Source organism: Veillonella sp. 3891 (assembly GCF_003992315.1).
In the GTDB taxonomy this organism is placed as follows: Bacteria; Bacillota; Negativicutes; order Veillonellales; family Veillonellaceae; genus F0422.
In genome coordinates, this window is record NZ_RQVE01000013.1 from 1 (window position 1) to 23,404 (window position 23,404).

The 23,404-nt window shown below is 40.9% G+C and carries 21 protein-coding genes; 18 read left to right on the plus strand and 3 right to left on the minus strand.

Going from position 1 to position 23,404, the window contains the following annotated elements:
* Positions 1-267: 267 nt before the first annotated feature.
* The 3 genes from EO118_RS07015 to EO118_RS07025 form a co-directional block, all read right to left on the minus strand.
* Entirely contained in the window at positions 268-549 is a 282-nt protein-coding gene (locus EO118_RS07015; protein ID WP_127069269.1) for a cupin domain-containing protein, read from the minus strand.
* Positions 550-643: 94 nt separating this feature from the next.
* Positions 644-1,297 (minus strand): hypothetical protein, encoded by a 654-nt coding sequence (locus EO118_RS07020; protein ID WP_127069270.1) that lies wholly within the window; start codon positions 1,295-1,297, stop codon positions 644-646.
* A 1-nt stretch (position 1,298) separates the two neighbouring features.
* On the minus strand, positions 1,299-2,486 hold the full coding sequence (locus tag EO118_RS07025) for a DUF1858 domain-containing protein (RefSeq protein WP_127069271.1): 1,188 nt from the start codon (positions 2,484-2,486) through the stop codon (positions 1,299-1,301).
* Positions 2,487-3,157: 671 nt separating this feature from the next.
* Here EO118_RS07025 and sfsA point away from each other — a divergent pair.
* From sfsA to cobA, 18 genes are all read left to right on the plus strand, one after another.
* Entirely contained in the window at positions 3,158-4,318 is a 1,161-nt protein-coding gene (sfsA, locus tag EO118_RS07030) for a DNA/RNA nuclease SfsA (RefSeq protein ID WP_127069272.1), read from the plus strand.
* Positions 4,319-4,466: 148 nt separating this feature from the next.
* Positions 4,467-6,941, plus strand: coding sequence for a DNA gyrase subunit A (gene gyrA, locus EO118_RS07035; protein ID WP_127069273.1), 2,475 nt, complete (start codon positions 4,467-4,469; stop codon positions 6,939-6,941).
* Between the two features lie 243 nt (positions 6,942-7,184).
* On the plus strand, positions 7,185-8,105 hold the full coding sequence (locus EO118_RS07040; protein ID WP_127069274.1) for a DUF2156 domain-containing protein: 921 nt from the start codon (positions 7,185-7,187) through the stop codon (positions 8,103-8,105).
* On the plus strand, positions 8,102-8,710 hold the full coding sequence (locus EO118_RS07045) for a LysE/ArgO family amino acid transporter (protein WP_127069275.1): 609 nt from the start codon (positions 8,102-8,104) through the stop codon (positions 8,708-8,710). Before EO118_RS07040 ends, EO118_RS07045 begins: the two co-directional genes overlap by 4 nt.
* A 305-nt stretch (positions 8,711-9,015) precedes the next feature.
* Positions 9,016-10,206, plus strand: coding sequence for an enhanced intracellular survival protein Eis (gene eis, locus EO118_RS07050; protein WP_127069276.1), 1,191 nt, complete (start codon positions 9,016-9,018; stop codon positions 10,204-10,206).
* Positions 10,207-10,386: 180 nt separating this feature from the next.
* The gene (locus EO118_RS07055) at positions 10,387-13,293 is read left to right on the plus strand and encodes a DUF3427 domain-containing protein (protein WP_127069277.1); all 2,907 of its coding nucleotides are present in this window, start codon (positions 10,387-10,389) and stop codon (positions 13,291-13,293) included.
* An 11-nt stretch (positions 13,294-13,304) separates the two neighbouring features.
* Positions 13,305-13,691, plus strand: coding sequence for a (deoxy)nucleoside triphosphate pyrophosphohydrolase (locus EO118_RS07060; protein WP_127069278.1), 387 nt, complete (start codon positions 13,305-13,307; stop codon positions 13,689-13,691).
* Between the two features lie 89 nt (positions 13,692-13,780).
* A complete protein-coding gene (locus tag EO118_RS07065) occupies positions 13,781-14,422 on the plus strand; it encodes a hypothetical protein (protein WP_127069279.1) in 642 nt (213 codons plus the stop codon).
* A 29-nt stretch (positions 14,423-14,451) separates the two neighbouring features.
* A complete protein-coding gene (gene pgeF, locus EO118_RS07070; protein ID WP_127069280.1) occupies positions 14,452-15,345 on the plus strand; it encodes a peptidoglycan editing factor PgeF in 894 nt (297 codons plus the stop codon).
* A gap of 316 nt (positions 15,346-15,661) precedes the next feature.
* Positions 15,662-16,351 carry a YggS family pyridoxal phosphate-dependent enzyme gene (locus EO118_RS07075; RefSeq protein WP_127069281.1) on the plus strand — a complete coding sequence of 230 codons (690 nt, stop codon included), beginning with the start codon at positions 15,662-15,664 and terminating at the stop codon, positions 16,349-16,351.
* Between the two features lie 14 nt (positions 16,352-16,365).
* Complete coding sequence (locus EO118_RS07080) at positions 16,366-16,869, plus strand: cell division protein SepF (protein ID WP_127069282.1); 504 nt, start codon at positions 16,366-16,368, stop codon at positions 16,867-16,869.
* A 16-nt stretch (positions 16,870-16,885) separates the two neighbouring features.
* Positions 16,886-17,704, plus strand: a complete 819-nt coding sequence (proC, locus tag EO118_RS07085; RefSeq protein ID WP_127069283.1) for a pyrroline-5-carboxylate reductase — start codon at positions 16,886-16,888, stop codon at positions 17,702-17,704.
* Positions 17,694-18,479 (plus strand): RNA-binding protein, encoded by a 786-nt coding sequence (locus tag EO118_RS07090; RefSeq protein WP_127069284.1) that lies wholly within the window; start codon positions 17,694-17,696, stop codon positions 18,477-18,479. Before proC ends, EO118_RS07090 begins: the two co-directional genes overlap by 11 nt.
* A gap of 13 nt (positions 18,480-18,492) precedes the next feature.
* The gene (locus EO118_RS07095; RefSeq protein ID WP_127069285.1) at positions 18,493-18,972 is read left to right on the plus strand and encodes a DivIVA domain-containing protein; all 480 of its coding nucleotides are present in this window, start codon (positions 18,493-18,495) and stop codon (positions 18,970-18,972) included.
* Between the two features lie 64 nt (positions 18,973-19,036).
* Complete coding sequence (locus EO118_RS07100; protein WP_127069286.1) at positions 19,037-19,672, plus strand: bifunctional precorrin-2 dehydrogenase/sirohydrochlorin ferrochelatase; 636 nt, start codon at positions 19,037-19,039, stop codon at positions 19,670-19,672.
* Positions 19,641-20,927 (plus strand): glutamyl-tRNA reductase, encoded by a 1,287-nt coding sequence (gene hemA / locus EO118_RS07105; RefSeq protein ID WP_127069287.1) that lies wholly within the window; start codon positions 19,641-19,643, stop codon positions 20,925-20,927. The genes EO118_RS07100 and hemA overlap by 32 nt, the downstream gene beginning before the upstream one ends.
* Positions 20,924-21,862 carry a hydroxymethylbilane synthase gene (hemC, locus tag EO118_RS07110; protein ID WP_127069288.1) on the plus strand — a complete coding sequence of 313 codons (939 nt, stop codon included), beginning with the start codon at positions 20,924-20,926 and terminating at the stop codon, positions 21,860-21,862. The genes hemA and hemC overlap by 4 nt, the downstream gene beginning before the upstream one ends.
* Positions 21,859-23,394, plus strand: a complete 1,536-nt coding sequence (gene cobA, locus EO118_RS07115) for a uroporphyrinogen-III C-methyltransferase (RefSeq protein WP_127069289.1) — start codon at positions 21,859-21,861, stop codon at positions 23,392-23,394. Before hemC ends, cobA begins: the two co-directional genes overlap by 4 nt.
* Positions 23,395-23,404 lie beyond the last annotated feature (10 nt).

The following is a 23,404-nucleotide window of genomic DNA, read 5'->3' on the forward strand; positions in this document are numbered from 1 at the left end:
ATGAAAGTAGTCTCCCCACAAAAAAGAAACATAAGTGGGGCTACTTTGTGGTACCTAAAATTAGCTACATCCATTGTATTTCACTTATGTTTCTTAGTATTTCATTATATTTATATTTTTATATAGCTCTTATATGAAAGAAACTGAACAGATTAATTGCTGTCCCCAAAATTTGACATAGAGCCGTATAATATGGTACATAGGCGCAAAAAAGGTGTGAACCCAATGCTTGATAACTAACATGGATTCACACCTTTTATAACTGGATTACTTATGAATTAGGTTTACAACGAACTCGCTATCTTCTACCAATGTAGCTTGGATGTAGTTGTTGCCGTCGAAGTGTAATACTTCGCCTGGTGTTAAGATATAGGATTCTGTTTCGTTAAGGAATACGTTCACTTTACCTTTTACCACAGTGAAGATGACGTTAGCTTCTGGGTGATTGTGTTTTTCCACTTTGTCACCAGCGACGCCGCCTTTTTTCACAATTTTGTAGTTCGGGCCATCAAAAATTAAACCTAGTTCTTGTTTTACAGTTCCTGCCATAGTAGAACCTCCTATTCTGGGGACTTTCACAGGGGTGAAAGTCAATACCAACAGCGTTACTGCTGTTTTAACAATATAAAAAGGGTTTAGCTACTTAGCTTTTTGCAATTGTATATACAGGAATATCACCATCAAGATTTACATTGAATGCAAAGTCCGGTGCTACATGACTTACAAAGGCGCTGAACCATGCTTGGAAAGCAGCAGCCATGATAATTGGATTCACGCCCGCTGTTTTCCAATAAGAAATTTGATTTTGATGATTTCCGTACCAACTAAAGGTAGTATCGGTTTGCTCGATGACAGTATCGCTTGGATCACAAGGCATACCATTTACATAATAGTCTTGCATCACTGTGTAGATAGCAGGTGCTGTTTGAGCAGTAAGTTTTTCTTTTGCTTCTGTACCGCACATTGCACCTTGTTTGATGAAAGCTTCTAATACAGCATCAATACCATCATCGCCGCCACAATCAGTTAAATCTTTAATGAAAGTAGCTTCGCGAACGGAAGAGGTTTGTAATTGGTTGTGTAACCAACCGTGGATGTTATTATGGTCGATGATACGGTCCAACTGACGATCGGGAGGAATTGGTTTTCCATACAAATCGATCGCTGTTGCATATAACTCATCGGCTAAATCGTCGAGGCGAGTTTGTGCCTCTTTTTTAATAATTTGTTCACGTTCAGCGATAAGCTGAATTTTTTTGTATAACCAAAAGTGAATGTGTCCCAATACTGCTGACATGTTAAGCTCCTTTTCGTGCGACTTCTAATTTGGAAACGAGTTCGTCCACATCAATACCGTGAATGTTGGCAGCTTGCCAGATAGGTTCTCCTGTGGAGGATGGACAGCCTAAACAACCCATACCGATAGATTGTAACACAGGTACCGTTTGTGGATACATATCTATAATATCACGAATGATGGAATCTTTTGTAATAGCAATTTCAGATACATTACGACCTGCATTAAGTTTTGTTACTAATTCATCGATGTCCATACCGTGGATATTTGCAGCTTGCCATAAAGGTTCACCAGTGGAAGAAGGACAGCCAAGGCATCCCATCCCCATGGATTGTAAAATTGGGATTAATTCAGGGTATACTTCCACCACATGACGAACGATGGTATCTTTTGTAATCAGTTGTCCTGGTGAAAGAGGAGTCGCCCCTTTGTCGTTAGCAGTTGCAGTAGCCTCTGCAAGACCTGCATTACCTTGACCTGGTAATTTGACCACTGGTTCCGCAGATGCTTTGGCAGTAGTTGTTGGGGAATCAACAGTGTCTAATATAGCAGCCCGGAATGCATCGAGACCGATGCGGTCAATGAATTGACCGATACGCTCGATTTGGGCATTTTCTTTGTAGTATGCAATCATGCGATCGATGATAGTGAGTACTTCCTCTTCAGTAGCTACTTCTGTGATTAAGTCACCCAAGCGTGGATGAGCACCAGCGCTACCACCTGCATAGATTTGCCAACCTTGGTCATTACCGATAACGCCGATATCTTTTGTAATCGCTTCGGAGCAAGAGTTAGGACAGCCAGATACACCAATTTTCATTTTAGATGGCATTTCTTTAGAAATGTATTTCCGTTCTAATTGCATGCCTAAGTGTACGCTGTCTTGTTTCGCTCGTTTACAGAATGTCGTGCCAGGGCAGACTTTCACAGAACGAACACGATTGGATACAGTATGTGCTGGTTCCATGCCGAGCATAGCCCATGCTTTGTCTACATCTTCTGCATTTAGATTTGTAATCATGATGCGTTGTGCACCTGTAATTTTTAAAGTTGCATGGAATGTGTTTGCCACATCGATAAATTTTTGTAACATTTGTGGTTGTACGAAACCACCGGGAATCCGAGGGGTAATCGCATAGGTGCGTTTCCCATTGCGGATACGTTGTAAATTGCCTGCCACTTGTGCCATGTGTATCTCCTTAATATCGAGTAAATGTTGATAATTCTTATGTATGTCAAAGTACTTAATTATTATATATGACTAGGCGAAAGCCTATGCTCTTAGTATACTATAAGAAGTGGTTCTTGTATGTAGCTGAGGCAACGAATTTTATTCACAAACTATACACGGCTTATACACTGGAAATTTAGAGTTACACACAGAATTATCCACAAAAAGTGATTAAGTTAAGACTAAAATAAAAGCATATTTAAGGTGTCATTGGATTACACACAGAGTATACACAATATAATCACATAGTTATACACATACTGTGTGATAACTAGTGAATAACTTAGAACTTACACACAGACTAGACACAGGATACCCACATGGTTATCCACAGAACGGTGTATATATTATGATGGTTATATAGGAGTGGATCATGGTAATAGTCTATAAGAGTATCCGTGTGGAAAAGTTTGGTATGTATATAGGGCGTGTAGCATGCGTGGTATGTATGATATGTGCGGCGTATACTATGAACCTAGAACTTGTTTGTTAGTATTGAAGATAAATTTTATAATAAATTAATTTTGATATATATAATATATAAATCGAGAATATAAAAATATATAGAAGTAGTACAGATGACTTACTATTATATATGAATGGATAGAACGTTAAAGATAGGAATTAGTATGAAAGTTTTATATGAAAATGTACAGGTCGCTACCTTTGTAGAGCGACCGAACCGATTTGTGGTCCATTTAGAATTAGATGGACAGATGATTGCAGCTCACTTGCCGAACCCAGGACGTATGTGGGAACTTCTCTTCGGAGGGGTGAAGATGTATGTGGTATATCATCCCAAAGAGGGGGCGAAAACACAATATCGTGTCATCGGTATTGAACGTGATGGTGTGCCTATCATGTTGGATACCAATTATTGTAATGACATGGCGGAGTACATGATTGGAGAACGACTCATCCCTAGTTGGGAAGAGTGGCGTGTGGTACGTCGGGAGTACACTGTGGGTCATAGTCGATTTGATTTACTCCTTACCAATGATAAGGAAGAACGCTTTTTACTAGAAGTGAAGTCTTGTACCTTATTTGGTGATCAAGGGGCCATGTTCCCTGATGCGGTGACGGAGCGAGGGCGAAAACATTTACTACACTTACAAGAGTTACAACAAGAAGGATACCGCACAGGGATTCTATTCTTAGTGCAGTGGGAACGAGCTCTGTGGTTTTCCCCGGACTTTCACACAGATTTGGAATTTACCAAAACATTTATTGAGGTAGCGCCGCAGTTAGACTGGAAAGCGATGGCGTTACAGTGGACCTCAGATTTCAATAGACCGAGGGTGGTGCGAGAATGCTTGTATAATGATGAAGCGGTGCGCCGAGAAGCGGAGGACCGTGGAGATTACCTCATGGTGTTGCAGGTAGAAGAGCCGGTGGACTTAACCATCGGTAGTAAGGGCAACATGCACTTTGAACCAGGCTATTATGTGTATGTAGGCTCAGCGAAGGCAAATTTAGAAAAGCGCATTGAACGACATAAGCGGAAGCGGAAAAAGAAACATTGGCACTTGGACTATTTACGTAGTGTCAGCACTGTTGTGGCAGCCTTACCGATTCGTAGCTCCAGTGATTTAGAATGTGAATTAGCAAAGGCTATGAAAGCCATTAGCACAGATGAGGTAAAAGGATTTGGCTGCAGTGATTGTCATTGTGAGTCCCACCTATTCAAGATGGATGTGAATCCTATCCATAATGAACGCTTTATGATCGATGTGGTGGAGCAGTTCCGTATGAATCGATTAAATGAGGCTATGTTAGACATTCACAAATAAAACCATAAGAATATTTATACAATATATACGTTCATAAGTGTTTATATTTGAGTGTATTGAAACTTTTGTGTAAAAAGATAGAAAAATAGTGCATAAAATGGTATAATAAATTAGTTATATAATCAGTATTGTAAAATGAGGTGATACAATGGAGGAAAAGGCTTGGAGTCACGGCAAGATTGTGCCGGTCCAAATCGATAAAGAAATGCGCAGCTCCTATATCGATTACGCCATGAGCGTTATCGTTATGCGCGCCCTTCCAGATGTACGTGATGGTTTAAAACCTGTACACCGTCGTATTCTATATGCGATGCATGAAACAGGCATGACGCCGTCGAAACCGTACAAAAAATCGGCTCGTATCGTCGGCGACGTACTTGGTAAATACCATCCACATGGTGATAGTTCTGTGTATGACGCAACGGTGCGTTTAGCCCAAGATTTTAATACAAGATATCCACTCGTGGATGGTCATGGTAACTTCGGTTCTATTGACGGCGACTCTGCAGCGGCTATGCGGTATACAGAAGTTCGTATGTCTCGTATTGCGACAGAAATGCTCGCAGATATTGAGAAAAAAACAGTGGACTTCATGCCGAACTATGACGAATCCTTGGAAGAACCAACTGTACTTCCTGCTAAGATTCCGAACTTGTTGATCAATGGTTCCGCTGGTATTGCCGTTGGGATGGCCACAAATATTCCGCCCCACAATCTAGGAGAAGTGGTAGATGGTCTTGTAATGCTTATCGACGATCCAGAGGTAGATGTGAATCAATTGATGACGGCTATCAAAGGTCCAGACTTCCCAACAGGGGCTTCTATCCTTGGTCGTGATGGTATTAAAAAGGCCTATGCCACAGGTCGTGGTAGCATTAAAATGCGTGCGAAAGCGCACATTGAGGCTATGACGAAAGGGAAACATCGCATCGTGGTTACAGAAATTCCGTACCAAGTAAACAAAGCGCGCTTGATTGCAACCATTGCAGATTTAAGCCGTGATAAAGTGGTGGACGGCATTACGGCCCTTCGTGATGAAAGTGACCGCCGTGGTCTTCGCATCGTTATCGAATTGCGTGCGGACGTGCAACCAGATATTGTGTTGAACAAACTATATAAACACACACAATTACAAGATACATTCGGTGTGATTATGTTGGCATTGGTGAAAGGCCATCCAAAAGTATTGACTTTGAAAGAAGTGTTAGGTCACTACTTAACGCACCGTCAAGAAGTCATCGTACGCCGTACAGAGTTCGATTTAGCGAAAGCAGAAGCACGTGCGCATGTATTGGAAGGTTTGTTGATTGCTTTAGATCATATTGATGAAGTAATCCATACGATCCGCAGTTCTCAAACTACAGATATTGCTCGTACCGCTTTGATTGAAAAGTTTAACCTTACAGAAATTCAAGCGAACGCTATCTTAGATATGCGCTTAGCTCGTTTAACAGGTTTGGAACGTGAAAAAATCGAAGAAGAACATGCAGCCTTATTGGTGTTGATTGCGGACTTAAAAGCCATCCTAGCTTCCGATGAACGTCAACGTGAGATCATCAAAGAAGAGCTGATTGCTATAAAAGAAAAATATGGCGATAAACGTCGTAGTGAAATCACTATTGATACATCTGACTTCGACGTGGAAGATTTAATCGCTGACGAAGAAATGGTTATCACCTTAACTCGTCAAGGTTATATCAAACGCATGAATGCTAATGTGTACCGTAACCAACATAAAGGTGGCGTAGGCGTTGTGGGTATGAAAACAAAAGAAGACGATTATGTAGCACAAATCATGCATGTGCGCACTCATAATACATTGTTATTCTTCACATCCACAGGTCGTGCATACCGCTTGAAAGCTTATGAAGTGCCAGAAGCATCTAGCCGTAACTCTCGTGGTACAGCTATCATCAATGTACTTCCTCTTAATGTAGGGGAAACAGTGACGAACATGATTGACTTAGAACGCATCTCCAGTGATGTGAACTTGTTTATGGTCACAAAACAAGGTGTTGTGAAACGTACATCCATCGATGAGTATCGCAACATTCGCCGTGGTGGCTTGAATGCAGTGGCATTGGACGAAGGGGATCAGTTGATCTCTGTGGGCTTGACCTATGGCAACCAAGATGTATTGTTAGGTACGAAAAAAGGTATGGCTATTCGCTTCCATGAAAGTGACGTACGTTTGTTGAAACGTGCTGCTCGTGGTGTGAAAGGTATCAACTTAAACGCTGGCGACGAAGTTGTCGGTGCTAGCATCATCCACGGTACTGGCGAAGAATGTCAAGTCTTTACTATCAGTGAAGAAGGTTATGGCAAACGCAATGTAGAAAGCTCCTACACAGTACAAAAACGTGGTGGCAAAGGGACGAAAAACTTTAAAATCACCGATAAAACTGGCGAAGTCGTAGCTGTAGAAATCGTAAATGACAACGATGAAATGATGCTAATTTCTGAACAAGGTAAGATCATTCGCTTTGACGTGAACGACATTGCCGTGAAGAAAAGCAAAGCTATTTCTGGTGTGAAAACACAGAACTTAGACGAAGGAGATAAAATTGCCTCTGTGGCGGTAATCTCTGGGGAAGAGTTAAAAGAAGACGAAAGCTTGTTTTAGTAGCGGCTTTTTTGCCTTTCATAATTGCGTATAAAGGAAGAGCACGGTATACCCCTCACAAACGGTATTTCATAATGTTTGTTCGGGGCACACCGTGCTCTTCTTGCGTTTGCAGAATGTATCAAATAAGGGGGCAAGAAAGACCACTTCTATAATGGCGCTTTTCTGCATTGAATTTTATCGATGAATAGCATATAATAGTAATGTTATATCATAAAATCAGAGTATTAGGAGGCGAGTCCTATTTTAGACTTCAAGCGTTTTACCTTAGAAGATAAGCCCCGTATTGATGCGTATTTTGGAGAGCATCATTATGAAGCGTCAGATAATAGTTTTACCACATTGTTTATGTGGCAAGATATTTATGGCATTACTTGGGCAGAAGAAGAAGGCGTGTTATTTATTAAAGGTGGTGGAGTGACAGAATCTCCATTTATGTTACCACCGTTCGCAGGAAAAGATGCCAAGTTTGTAGATGGATTACAAATGGCGAAAGAGTGGTTTAAGGAGAATCAAATTCCATTCTTGTTAAAAGGTGTAAACCCAATCATGATGGAACGGATGCAAAAGCTGTGCCCAGATTGCTATGAATTTACACCTGACCGTGACAACTTTGAATATATTTACCGTACAGAAGATATGATTACTTTAGCGGGTAAAAAGTTGCGCCAAAAGAAAAATCATTTGAATCAATTCCGTATGCAATATTCTAACTATGAATATATGCCAATTGATGAAAATACGATTCCTCTTTGTCGTGAAGCGGCAGCACAATGGGTGGAGACACACCATGAAGAGGGCATTGAAGATGAACTAACTGCCATCAATTTGCTGTTTGATCATTGGGATGCATTGGGCCTGGTAGGTGGTTGCATTAAACTGTTCGGACGAGTAGAAGCTTTCACCATTGGGGAAATGTTGAATGAGCATATGGCGCTCATTCATATTGAAAAAGCAAATCCAACTATCCGTGGTTTGTACCAAGCTATCAATAATGAATTCATTCGTCATGAATTTGCAGATACAAAGTTTATCAACCGTGAAGAAGATATGGGCTTGCCTGGTCTTCGCATGGCGAAAGAGTCGTACAACCCAGATCATTTTGCTGAAAAATATGATGCTCGTTGCATGAAACAAGGAGCATGTGAGGATAGTCATTCATGACCTATTTTTGGGAAGGATTGCTCATCGGTTTTGCCGTGTTGGCGCCCATAGGAATGCAAAATCTATTTATCATTAATACAGCATTGGTGCAAAAGGTGTCACGTATTATTACAACGATTTTAATCGTGGCGTTTTTCGATATCACCTTGAGCGTGTCAGCCTTTTATGGTATTGGTGCCATCTTTGACATATGGCCAGTTTTGAAAGGCATCATTTTATTGCTAGGCGGGGCGGTTATCTTTTACATGGGGTATACCGTCTTTAATTCGGAACCAAATGTGTCCCATGTGGATACGAATGTGACCATCTGGAACATTGTGACCACGGCCTTTGCGGTGGCATGGCTGAATCCACAGGCACTTATCGATGTGACCATGATGTTTGGTGCTGTGAAAGCCAGCATTCCAGAAGAAGCATCGCTCTATTTCTTGTTGGGATACATCGCGTCTGCCTTTGCTTGGTTTGGGGCGTTATCGACGATCATTCACAAACTGTCAAAGCGCATCAAGATTTCGCAACTGGTATGGATTAATCGGATTTGTGGGTTGATCCTATTTGGGTATGGCGCTAAATTGTTTATAGATGGAGTGTTGTTGTATATATAAATAGATACATACATCATGTCTTGCACCTTTCAATGGAATGCTGTCATATTTAAAATAACTCATATCATCCTTGCTTCTAGGTTTTAGAAATTAAAAGAAGTATACTTATATGCAATAATTGAGGTATGCGTTCGAGGATGCATGCTTGAAAGAGTCAGCTAAGCTGGCTCTTTTTCTATGTCTGCAAACTTTCACAAAAGAAGTGTATAAAGGGTCTAGCAGTAGGCCCTTATTTTTTTATATAATAATAGAATAAAGTATACGAACTGTTTTCTATGTACCATAGCGATGGAAGAGGGATTATTTTGAAATTTAGAATTGCCAAAGAGTCAGACACAAAAGAAGTAAAACGTTTGTGGGCCTATTGTTTTGAACCAGCAGATCATCCATTTTTTAAATACTATTTTGATACGGCTTATGAACCAGACAATACGATGGTCGGCATCGATCGAAGTTATTTGGTGAGCACCGTTCATTTACGACAAAATACCATTCGTGTTCGCGGTGTGGACCTACCTATGTCTTACATGGTAGGGGTTGCCACAGACCCGATTGTACGACGTAGCGGGGTGGGTAAAAAATTATTGAAAGCCGCCTTAGGAGAATTAAAAGAGCGTGGACAAGGCTTAACCATTTTAATGCCATCTTCTGCAGGGTTTTATCAAAGCTATGGCTGGGATTTGTATGCCCATCAATGGGTACAAACCATGAAACTAGATGAGTTAGCGCCACTGTTAAAGAAATTAGATAAAACGCTATCCTTTGGCATGTTGCGATCCCCACGTGAATGGAAACGTTTAGCAGGCGTCTATGAAACGTATACAAAACCATTGTCCGGCTATGCGGTACGAAAAGAAAAAGAATGGGTTCGCCTATTGGAATCTATTTTTGCAGAAGGCGTGCAAGTGGGATATGTAAAAAATGATTCGGGACAATTAGAAGGTTATTGCTTCTATCGCTTAGGAGAACCTGAGATCGGGGTGAGCGAGTTTGTGTATACCACTCGCCGTGCTCAAAAAGCATTGCTGAACTTCTTGTACAACCATCGCTCTCAAGGTGAAAGCGTACGTTGGAACGAAGGTATGATTGACCAAGGCTATATCTTTCACACAAATGGAAAAACAGGACACAGTACGATGCCATTCATGATGAGCCGTATCGTAGATGTGAAACTCGCTATGGAAAGCATTCCTGTACCGGTGGCATTAGAAGGTGCTATCCAATTTGGTGTGAAAGACCCATTATGTGAGTGGAACCACGGTACCTATGTAGTGTCCTATAAAGAAGGCAAAGCGCAAGTGGTGAAACATAAAGAACACGTAGACATCAATGCGAAATTAGTGTTCTCCGTAGGGGCCTTGAGCTTATTGCTGATGGGGCGCATGAGTGCGACGGAACTTGCCTTTGAAGAAACACTAGAAGGACCAGATGATATATTAGAAGTGTTAAATCGGGCCTACCCAAGACAAAATACATATATCAATGAATGGTGGTAAGATACCTTGTTACGTTGATACAAGCACCATAAGATAAGAAAGAACGCTATACTTTTCTTAGCAAACCATGAGAATACTCAGGCTTGTTATAGGAGGTGTAGTGTTCTTTTTATTTTTCTATTGATCTTATGCATAAGAGCTGGTAGAGTGATCTTATATAGATGTATATAGGAGATAGAGATGAGTGCGATAAACTTTACTAAATCATTACAACATAGTGGGCCAGAGTTTGTATCGAATAATGCAGAAGAAGGTCGGAAGGTTATTTCTGCCATAGAGAGCGAGTTAAAACGGTGCGAATCTTTTTTTATCAGCGTAGCCTTCATTACAGCCGGTGGACTAAGTCCATTATTGATGACGTTAAAAGAGTTGGAAGAAAAACATATTCCAGGCCGTATTTTGACAACAAATTTTTTGATGTTTAATGATCCTAAAATACTAGATAAGTTAAGTCAGTTTCGTAATATTGAGCTTCGCATATTTGATGCACAAGGATCTGATGTAGGCTTTCATACAAAAGGATATGGATTCCATTTAGAAGATGAGTTTACGATTATCATGGGTAGTTCAAATATGACACTCCATGCATTGACGAGAAATAAAGAGTGGAATGTGCATTATAGTTCTCATAAGCAAGAATCTTTTGTGACATCTGTCTTAGAGGAGTTTGAAAGTTTATGGGTAGCAGATGAAACAAAGACCTATGTAGAATATATTGATACGTATAGAATGTTATATAAACAGCATAATGATTCTACTAAGCAACAATTGTCAGCAGTGGCAGATGCGAACGCAACTGAATACAATCAAGTTCCCAAAGTATTACAGCCGAATAGTATGCAGTCCTATGTAATTGAAAAGTTTACAGAGCTATATGAGACCGGGGCTAACAAAGGGTTATTAATTTCTGCAACTGGTACAGGTAAAACGTATGCATCAGCATTCGCTGTGAGTAGAGTTAAGCCAAAGCGTGTATTATTTTTAGTGCATCGCGAACAGGTGGCTCGACAAGCGATGGAATCCTATCAACGTGTAAACGGTGATGCTGTGACGTATGGTGTCTTGTCAGGTACAGCAAAAGGCTTTTCAGAAACCTATTTATTTGCCACTATGCAGATGATGTCAAAGCCAGATTGTTATGAACGGTTTGCCCCTACAGATTTTGATATTATCGTCATCGATGAGGCTCATCGGGCGGGGTCTGAAAGTTACCATCGCATTATGGAATATTTTACACCTAAGTTTTGGTTTGCTATGACCGCTAGTCCAGAGCGTACAGATGATTTCGATATTTATAAATTATTTGATTACAATATTATTCATGAAATACGATTACAACATGCATTAGAGGCAGATTTGCTGTGTCCATTCCATTATTTTGGGATAGGGCAATTATCTGATGGGATAACAACCTATGAAGGTGATGAAGCTCAAAGTATTTTTGCCAATGAATGGGATTACGAGACGAGAGCTAGATTAATTCTAGAGCAATGTAATTTTTATGGATATTCTGGAGAGCGAGTAAAAGGGTTAGTATTTTGTCATAGCATTGAAGAAGCGCAAGAACTATCAATGGCCTTTAATCAACTAGGGATGCGAACTCTTAGTCTAAGTGGCGCAGACTCACAAGAAAGTCGGGAAGCGGCGATTCAAAGATTATCAGGGCCGGACGCAAATGATGCATTAGATTATATTATGACGGTAGATATTTTTAATGAAGGTATCGACATTCCAGAGGTCAATCAAGTTGTTATGGTTCGTGGCACAGAGAGCCCTATCGTATTTGTACAACAATTAGGACGGGGGTTGCGTCGTCATAACAGTAAAGATTATGTAGTCGTTCTTGATTTTATTGGAAACTTTAATAATAACTTTATGATTCCTGTAGCACTCTCCGGAGATGTAAGTCATAACAAGGATAGTTTGCGATATTATGTGCAAGAAGGGACGCGAGTGATTCCTGGTGCATCTACGATTCATTTTGATGCGATTGCTCAAGAACGTATTTTTAAATCTATTGACACAGCTAAATTCACACAGATTAAGCATATTCGGCAAGCCTATAAAAACTTGAAATACAAATTAGGCCGTATTCCTAAATTAATAGATTTTGAAAACTATGGTAGTATCGATATTTCCCTAATCTTTAGTAGCAATGCGAAAACATATTATAAGTTTTTGGTTGACTATGAAAAAGATTACACACATAGGTTTTCGGCGGTAGAAGCTAAAATATTAGAGTATATGGGCCAATATATGGTGCTTGGCAAACGAGTGCATGAACTCTATGTATTGGAAGGCTTGTTGAAAGGCGAAGCTAATCCATTGGTGTATATGAAACATCAATTAGTAAGATTAGGCATTCCTTGTACAATCCATACGGAAAGAAATATCATTAATTTATTTATAGGCCAGTTTAAAACAGGTTCCTCCAAAGCTGGATTTAAAGATGCCGTACTGTGTGATGAAGTGGCAGATGGATTGCAAATGTCATCGGTATTCCGTGAAGCTCTCGAGAAAGAAGGGTTCCGTGATATGGTCGAGGACTATGTGAAAGTGGGCTTTCAACGAAATCAAAAATACTATAGTCAACGATATGAGGAAGCCTCTTTTTCACTGTATCAAAAATATACCTACGAAGATGTGTGTCAGTTAATGGAGTGGGAAACTAGTATCGTACCATTAAATATTGGTGGTTATAAATATGATGAGGCTACCAAAACATATCCGGTATTTATCAACTACGATAAGGGTGAAGATATTGCAGATACTATTAGATATGAAGATAAATTATTATCTCCGCAACAATTAATTGCTATTTCTAAAAGTGGGGTAGACCTTAGCAATAATTTGGTACAAAAAGCGTTACATGCAAAAGAAGAAGGCATTACCATGCATTTGTTTATTAGGAAAAACAAAAATGATGAAGATGGAGCAAAAGAGTTTTATTATTTAGGACATATTTATGCTACAGGTGAAACAGAAGTGTTTACAATGCCGGGTACAACGAAAAAGGCCGTTCGCATTATGTATGATTTAGAAACACCAATACGAGAAGATCTATATGATTATTTTGTGAATCATTGAAGGAGATAGGGATGAAAATGATAGAAGTAGTAGCAGCAGTTATTTTGAAAAATAAACAAGTATTAGCTACACAAAGAGGCTATGGAGATTTGCAAGGACGTTGGGAATTTCCGGGAGGTAAAATTGAGTCCGGAGAAGCTCATAAAGCAGCTTTATCTCGTGAAATACAAGAAGAGTTAGATGTACAGATTACAGTAGGAGATTTTTTAACAACTGTAGAGTATGATTATCCTAATTTTCATCTTATTATGCATGCCTATCAATGCGAGTTATTAGGAGACTTTCATTTACAAGAACATAGTGCAGCTCGTTGGTTAAGCTTAGGAACATTATATGATGTAGATTGGTTAGAAGCTGATTTACCTATCGTGGAATGTGTGAAAAGTTTAATTGCCTAGATAGAATGTATAGATGTACTAATGATATACTAGTAATAAGATAATCCAATGTTTAAATAGTATATGAGTTACAATGAAAGAGAGAGAATATGAAAAAATTAACCACATCTATTTTACTAGCACTATTCAGTGCCACCATCTTCACACCAACGCATGTAGAAGCGAGTTGGTTGTCTAAAACGTGGAAAAAGGTTGAAAAATCTTGGAATGAAGCAGGGAAACAAAGCAGCTCTACCGGAGCGAGTGGATCCTCGGCGAGTACAATTCGATTACCACAACGATCTGAGTATCCCAATAGTTATCCATCAGGTCAAAAAATTGGATATCAGTTAGGGGGTCAAGAGCGTAGCATTGCAGGGATATACCCTAATGCTACCTATGAGGAAATTCGCCAAATTTTAGGCAATCCTACAGAAGAATTTCATAGTGGTTATGGACAGAGCGGACCACCAAGCGCATTTATACGATATGGTGGTATAACGTATAGCAGTATTTATGGGCAAATCGAAAGGGCGGGAGTTATTGAAGTTACTAATCGTGATGCTACTACCTATCGAGGAATTGCAGTGGGCGATTCCTTAGAAAAGGTGTATGAGGCATATGGTAGACCAGTACGTATTTTTGATGATAATGCTTGGTTTTATGGTGTATTTATTTGGAGATCAGATTATATGTATGGCATTAAATTCATTAATGATGGAGAAAAAGTTACTAAGATTAGAGTATTCTAACAATTTGACTAACCCAAAGGAGGCACAACATGAACAAAACGCAACTATTCCAAACTTCCTCCTCTCTTCATCATGCACCATTTTCTCAAGATAACTCCACAAGTATTACCTACGAATACAGTCCTCTGCTAGAGCACTTTCCTCTTACTCATGGAGTCACCTATCGCTATGGTGGTGTCAGCAAAGATAGCTTTGATAGTTTCAACATGGGTTTGCATGTAGGTGATACTCCAGAAGCGGTGGCGGAGAATCGCAAACGTTTAGCAAAGGTGCTTGGTGTGGATTCTCATCGGTTGACTTGTGGTGAACAAGTGCATGGTGTAGGTGTGACGAGAGTGACACAAGAGCTTGTTGGTCGAGGTGCTTTTAGTTGGGATGACAGTATCCCAGACAGCGATGCAATTCATACAAACTTGGTGAATGTTCCTCTCTTGTTGCTTGTGGCGGACTGTGTACCTGTTCTCATCTATGATGCGGTGCATCATGCAGTGGCGGTTGTCCATGCAGGGTGGCGTGGAGCCATCGCTCACATTGTGGAGAGCACAATGGATAGTATGTGTGACGAGTATGGAACGTTGTCTTCTGACTGTTATCTCTTCATCGGTCCTTCCATTGGAGCGGACTCCTTTGAGGTAAGCGAAGAGATCGCTGAACAATTTCGACAGGACATGTATACCTTGGGACTTTTACCGGTGGACCAGGTGGTACGTTACATTCAACGACAAGGTCAAAGGACACCGACACCCCATGTGAATCTGAAAAGATACATCGCCGCTTGTATGACACAGAAGGGTGTACCATTGGAGCAAGTGTCGGTATCATCTACAGACACGATGACCACGGATGGATGTTACTCGTACCGGCGAGATCAAGGACGTACAGGACGCATGGCCATGTTCGCTGTCCTGCGAGATCAAGCCTAGGATACAGATGTGTTAGATTCTTTTTTTAGGATGGTCACTTTCACAGGACACCCTAGGACATTGTAGAGCGCTCGAGGATATCACATGTGATGACGGTGCACGATTGGGGACATATACTTTTACCCACACATGGAATGCTTGACAAATACATAAACTAGATAACTAAGAATAAGAAAATACAGAGAACTAGGCTTGAAATCATGCTTTTTCTATGTACTTTTCTTATTCTTTCGTTTATAATAAGAAAGATAAAGTATTATTTTTTTTATGAAGACCTTTCAGAGTGGAATGTAACGACGAAAGAGGACTGACATATATGATAGCAACAGCATTACATGAAGTGCAGGAACGCATTGAAGCGGCGAAAGCACGAGTGGGAAGAACAGATTCTGTTACGCTAGTAGCGGTGACGAAGAATCATCCTGTAGAGGCGGTACAAGAGGTAGCCCAGTTAGGCGTAAGAACTGTGGGTGAGAATCGTGTACAAGAAGCAAAAGAAAAAATGGAACTCTATCAGGGGCCAGAGTTACAATGGCATTTAATTGGACAGTTGCAAAACAACAAAGTCCGCAATGTGATAGGTAAGTTTGCATTGATTCATTCGGTTCATAGTGTTAAGTTGTTGGATGAAATTCAGCGCATTTCCGCTAGGGAAGGGTTAGTACAAGAAGTATTACTGCAAGTCAATGTGGCACGAGAAGAGAGCAAGTCTGGCATGGATGTGGAAGAGTTTCCTACCATACGGGAATATGCCAAAACATTACCCAATGTACGGGTAAAGGGGCTTATGTGTATGGCACCATTTTTTGATGATCCAGAAGAGGCTCGCCCAATTTTTCGAGTGGCTCATGCTTTATTTGAAGACATGAAACTTCATTTTGATGAAGGGCAGATTGAATATATATCCATGGGGATGACCCATGATTTTGAAGTAGCAATTGAAGAGGGTGCAAATATTGTTCGTGTGGGAACCGCAATATTTGGAGAACGCCACTATGATAAGTAATGGAGGAAATGACGATGGCACTGAAAGACAGCTGGAATTCTGTAAAAAACTTTTTTGGCGGTAATCAAGATGATGGATATGAATATGAAGAGTATTCAGATGATACATATGAAGAAGAATTTCAACAGCCAGTGGTAACAGCACCAGTGGCAGGTGGTAATGGACCTGTAGCATCTGCAGTAAAACCAAAAACAGGAGGATATAATACAGTGGCACAACGTTCTAGTGGTATGAAAGTAGTCATCGTAGAGCCAAAAGCATTCGAAGACTCTGAAAACATTGCAAATCAATTGCGCGATATGCGTCCAGTAGTGATTAATTTTGAAAATACAGACCCTCATGAAGCTGCACGCATTGTGGACTTTGTTAGTGGCGCTACATTTGCTTTAGATGGCAAATTAGAAAAAATTGGTAAAGATATTTTCATCTGCGTACCAGTGAATGTAACAGTAGATTATACAGATAAAGAGTATACAGAAATATCTGATAAATTAGCTTGGAAAGAGCCACAAGCCTAAGTATTAGGAGGTAGCCATGCAAAAAATACTGCTAATTGGCGTAGGATCGATGGGTGGTGCTATTTTACAAGGGACTTTGGAACAAGGTGTTTGGGGTCCTGAGGAAGTAGATGTATTGGTACGTCGCAGTGAACAAGCGGCGGAATTAGAGCGCACATTTGGTGTGACAGCCTTTACGGATTGTGATGCCATACCTGCCTTTGATGAGTATAGAACCATCGTATTTGGCGTAAAACCTCAAGTATTGCCTTCTCTTATGCAAGAGGTGGGCCCACTGATTGAGCCGAGAACGCTATGTATTTCCATTGCAGCCGGTATTACATTGGATACCTTGCAGTCGTTTGCGCCTCATGCGCATTGGTTGCGAGCTATGCCGAATACACCCATCTTAGTGAAAGCTGGTTTTACAGCCATTGCGAGTAGTGATGAGGTAACGCCAGGTGAACGGGAACAAGCCTTGCGCATTTTTGAAGCATTAGGCGAAGCTGTCGTATGTTCAGAAGCTGATTTAGACCGTATTGGTGCGTTAGCGGGGGCTGGTCCAGGCTATATGTATACCATTTTAGATGCTATGGCCAATGCAGGAGTTCGGATTGGACTGACTAGACCATTGGCGTTGCAAGCGGCGGTACAGACCATGTATGGATCTGGCTTGATTGCCTTAGAAACAGGCGCTCATCCGAGTGTACTGCGGGACCAAGTGACTTCTCCAGGGGGGACTACCATAGCTGGTATTGCTGCCATGGAAAAAGAAGGATTACGGTCCTCTATTATGGAAGGTATCCTAGCTTGCTATGAGCGGTCAAATGAAATAGGAAAACAACGTGAAAGATAAAGAAAAGTTAATTCGATATTTTGAAGCATCTGGTAATGGCGAAGAAGCTAGACGTATGATTGATCTAGCAGAGCAAGTACAAGCAGGCAGACCGTACCGTGTAACAGATTTTATGTCTCCGGCGGGTCTTGTTATTGCCGATGCAGTGAAAGCGAATTTCGGTGGTATTGACACTATTTCCAGTGGTGGCTACGAAGGGGCAGAACGTCTTCGCGTAGCTTTTGTGGACCCTCACTTTCAAGGAACAGTAGATTTACAAATTGCGGTATTGAAAGTATCTTGGGATCCACGATTCCGACTGTTGACGCATCGTGATGTATTGGGCTCGTTGATGGGGCTTGGTATTGATCGCACTCATTTTGGGGATATTATCGTCACTAGTGGCGGTGCTCAGGTGATTGTCGATGAGACGATAGCAGATTTTGTGATTCAAAATTTCACAAAAATTGCTATGGTTACTGTCACAGTATCACGGATGGAATTGAGTGAATTACAACCGAAAGAAGAAAAAATAAAAGAAGTACGAACTACTGTAGCTTCCATGCGTTTGGATTCCATAGCTTCTTCTGGATTTAGTACATCTCGTACAAAAGTAGTAGAAGCCATCAAAGCGGGATTAGTACAGGTGAATTGGCAACCTGCCAAAGGACCAGCGCAAGAAGTAAAAGAAGGGGATGTTATCTCTCTTCGTGGCAGAGGTCGTATGCAAATAGAAAGTATTACAGGTACGTCTAAAAAAGGACGTATTGGAGTACATCTAAAACGATTTATGTAAGGAGGCTGATCCTATGTTAACACCAATGGATATTCATAATAAAGAGTTTGGAAAAAGTATTCGTGGCTTTGACTGCGATGAAGTGAACGAGTTCTTGAATGAAGTGGTACAAGCCTATGAAATCTTGTATCGCGAAAATCGTGAAATGACTGATAAAGTAGAGCAAATGGAAAAACGTTTGAGCCAATATGAATCAACGGAAGAAACTATGCGCAATACATTGGTACTAGCTCAAGAAACTGGTGAAAACGTAAAAGAGGCAGCTCGCAAAGAAGCTGATTTAATTCTACAAAATGCAGAGCAACAACGTAAATTAATCTTAGAAGATGCCAATCGTGCGTTGCGAGAAGCAGAAGCTAAATATGCTACCATTGCCAATGAAATGGCCGTATTCCGTGCAAAAGTAGAATCAATTTTGACAGCGCAACTACAATTATTAGATGGTATTGCTTTACAGGACATAACACCTGTAGAGACAACAACAGAAGCATAAGGTGAATTTCGGCTTGAGTATTCAAGCCGTTTTTGCCATTGTAGAGATATATAAGGATAATAGGATGATTACTGTTGGATTTTCACTAAAGGATAGACCCTGCCTAGTTGTAGGCGGTGGAGAGGTGGCCCTACGGCGTATTAAAAAATTAATAGACGAAGAGGCATCTATTATGGTGGTCAGTCCTGATGTGTTGCCTGACATTGCAAGATACCATGAAATAGGTGCATTACAATGGGTAGCGGAGCCGTATCGCTCAGAATACATGGCAGGTCAACAGTTTGTCATCATCGCTACAGATCGTCCAGATGTGAATGCTCAGGTCATGGAAGATGCACAAAGTGTACAGGCTTTCATCAATCGGGCAGATGTGAAGGACGATTCTACTTGGGTATTCGGCAGTGCTACGAAAATTGGTGATTTAGAGATTTCTATATTTACAAATCAAGTGAGCCCACGAGTGAGCCGGTTGCTCAGACAGGATATAGAAAGAAGATATGGCATATTAGCCGAGTGGCTACCTCAGATTCGTCTATGGAGACAAGAATTACAACATATATTAGATACGCCAAAAGAACGAGAGCAGTTCTGGCGGACCTATTTAGGAGAATCGGAGTTTATACAAATAGTAGAGGGTCAAGGAGACTCAGTGAAGGAGAATATTGTACATGCAATTAGTCGTATTAGGTCTGAATCATAGAAGTGCACCTGTAGATGTGCGAGAGAAATTTTCTTTTTCTAAAGAAGCTCTCGACCATGCTATGGATCATATCTATGCTCATGAAGAAGTAGAGGAGTGCGTCCTTTTATCGACGTGTAACCGCACAGAACTCTATGTCGTCCTAAATGACATGGAGAATGTAAAAGAATATATGATACGTTTACTACTACATCTGAAAGGTGAAGAAACAGTAGACGTAGATGAGAAATGGTTCTTCCTCCATGAAGGGAAGGCATGTATTTCTCATTTATTTAGAGTGGCATCTAGTTTGGATTCTCTCGTATTAGGAGAAGGTCAAATTTTGAGTCAATTAAAAATGGCATACATCTCTTCTTATAGTAAGGGATTAACAGCGTCCGTGTTTAATATTATTTTCCAAAAAGCCATTGCTGTAGGGAAACGTGTGCGTACTATGACAGGGATTGCGAATACGCCAGTCTCTGTTAGTTATACAGCAGTGAATTTAGCAGAAGATAGTTTAGATATCCCTATGAATGAGGCAAAGGTTCTCATTTTGGGAGCTGGTCAAATGAGCGAGCTCACAGCACGTCATTTGCAAGCAAAAGGGGTAAAGAGCATTTTCGTGTCCAATCGGACTTTCAAAACAGCGGAAGAATTGGCAACCCAATTTAATGGTAAGGCTGTAGCCTTTGATCATTTTGTGGAAGAAGCCAAAACAGCAGATATTATCATTACATCTACGGGGGCACCGCACTATGTGATTGAACGGGAAGAAGCGGAAGAAATCATGGATGGTCGAGATGGTAAGTCAATTGTCATGATTGATATAGCTGTCCCTCGTGATATCAATCCAGATGTAACAGAAATTCCAGGGGTCTATTTGTTTAATATTGATGCTTTGGAAAGTGTAGTAGAAGCGAACAAGCACCAACGAGAAGAAGAAGCTAGAAAAGCAGAACCAATTCTAGAAGAGGCGTTGCAGGAAATCGAAGAAAAATTGCAATATCTATCGGTTCGTCCTATTATGGTTTTGCTCAGCGAAAAAGCAGAAGCCATTCGTAAACGAGAAGTGCACCGTGCTATGGCAAAATTGCCAAATGCTACAGACTTGGAACGTAAAATTATCAACAACATGTCTCGTATGTTAGTGCGTAAACTATTGCGAGATCCAATGATTCATTTTGGTGAAATTGCTGGTAAAGAGGAAGAACGAGATTATTGGAAGTTATTCCAAGATATGTTTGCTTTGGAAGTGGAGGACGATACACTATGAGAGACACAATTCGTATAGGCACTCGCAGTAGTGCTCTTGCTCTATGGCAAGCCAATTATGTAGCCGATACATTGCGCAAACATTACCCACAATGTAAGGTGGAGTTAGTCCATCACAGTACGAAAGGTGATCGTATTTTAGAAAAACCATTGGCTGAAATCGGTGGTAAAGGTTTATTTACAGAAGAGCTAGAAGCATCTATGCGTGATGGCAGTATTGATTTGGCTGTACATAGCTTGAAAGATATGCCTACAGAATTACCAGATGATTTAGTGCTAGGTGCTATTACCGAACGTGAAACACCATGTGATGCTTTGGTGTCGCCGAAATATAAAACATTAGATCAATTGCCACAAGGCGCTAAGGTAGGAACTAGCAGTTTACGCCGTCAAGCACAACTATTAAATCGACGTCCTGATTTGCAGATTTCTGTTCTTCGTGGCAATGTGCAAACACGCTTAAACAAATTGGAAACAGAAAACTTTGATGCCATTGTATTGGCAGAGGCAGGGTTAAAACGATTGGGCTTGGAGTCTGTCATTACACAGACTTTCACTAGCGATGAAATCATTCCTGCTGTTGGTCAAGGGGCGCTCGGTATTGAATGTCGCAAAGATGATGCAGAAATGCTAGACATGTTATCTGTATTGCATGATGAAAATACTATGTGGGCGACCCGTGGAGAACGTAGTTTCCTTCGCCAACTTGAGGGTGGTTGCCAAGTGCCGATGGGCGTGCATGGTACGATTTATAAAGGACAATTAACGTTGAAAGCGATCATTGCTTCCCTGGATGGAAAAAATTGTTTTGAAGGTGAATTGTCGGGACCGAAAGAAAAAGCAGACATGTTAGGTCGTAACTTGGCAAAAGCTCTCTATGAAGAGGGGGGCAAAGCCATCATTGATGATTTAGTAGAAAGAGGAGTATTGAAATGACAGGCATTGTATATTTAATTGGTGCCGGACCGGGCGATCATAAATTAATCACTCTAAAAGGTAAGGAATGCATTGAAAAAGCAGATGTTATCGTCTATGACTATTTAGCAGATGCGCATTTCTTGTCCTATGCGAAAGAAAAAGCAGAGATTATTTATGCGGGTAAAAAAAGCAACAATCATACGATGCACCAATGGGAAATTAACGAACTTCTCGTAAAATGTGGGTTAGAAGGCAAAGTGGTAGCTCGTCTAAAAGGTGGCGATCCTCTAGTGTTTGGCCGTGGTGGTGAAGAAGCGTTGGCTTTGGTAGAAGCAGGTGTGCCATTTGAATTTGTACCAGGGATCACATCTGGTATTTCTGCGCCAGCCTATGCAGGGATTCCTGTGACACAGCGTGCTATGGCGACCTCCTTTGCCATTGTCACAGGTCACGAAGATCCAACAAAACCAGAGTCTGGCATGAATTGGGAAGGCTTAGCCAAATCTGTGGATACCATTTCTTTTGTGATGGGCATTTCCAATTTGCCGAGCATCGCTAGTAACTTAATCAAATATGGCCGTCCAAAGGAAACGCCAGTGGCGGTTATCCGTTGGGGTACGAAGCCAATTCAAGAAACCTTAGTTTCGACCTTGGAACATGTAGTTGACGATGTAGAAAAAGCACAATTGAAAGCGCCAGCCATTGTTATCGTTGGGGAAGTCGTATCCTTGCGGGAGCAATTGCGTTGGTTCGATAACAAGCCATTATTTGGTAAAACCATCGTTGTTACACGAGCTCGCAGCAAAGCTAGCGCTTTATCGGAGCGTTTATTAGAATTGGGTGCTCATGTCATTGAAGCATCTGCTATTAAAACACAGGCCTTACCTCGTACAGAAGAGATGGATGCGACCTATGATAGTTTATCTTCCTATGACGGCTTGATTTTTACATCCGCTGAGGGTGTACGATTCTTCTTTGACGGTTTATTAGACCGTGGCTTAGATAGTCGTGCCTTAGGTTCTATGAAAGTATGCGCTATTGGCAGTGCCACTGCAAAATCTTTATTAGATCGAGGAATTCGTGCTGATATTGTACCACCAAATTACCAAGCGGAATCTGTGGTAGAAACGATTACGGCAGAACAAGGACGTGTGTGGCCAAATCGTGAGTTAGGGGACTTGCGCTTTGTGTTAGTACAACCAAAAGTAGCACGTGATGTGATTTATAAAGGACTTTCACAGGCCGGATGCGATGTAACAGTATTGCGTTTGTATGAAACGGTACAAGATACGTCCCATAAAGAATATTTAGAAGAAGCCCTGCGTGCAGGCGAAGTAGATTACATTACGTTCACTAGTTCTTCTACGGTGACGAATACGAAGGATATGCTCGGGCCTGATGCAGTAAGCTTGTTAGGCAATACGAAAGTTGTCTGCATTGGACCAATCACAGGAGCGACCTGTGTGGAAGAAGGAATCCAACCAGATTTGATTGGGGAAACGTTCACAATACCTGCGATGGTGGGTTTAATCTTGAACGATTGTAAATAGAAAGAGGCAC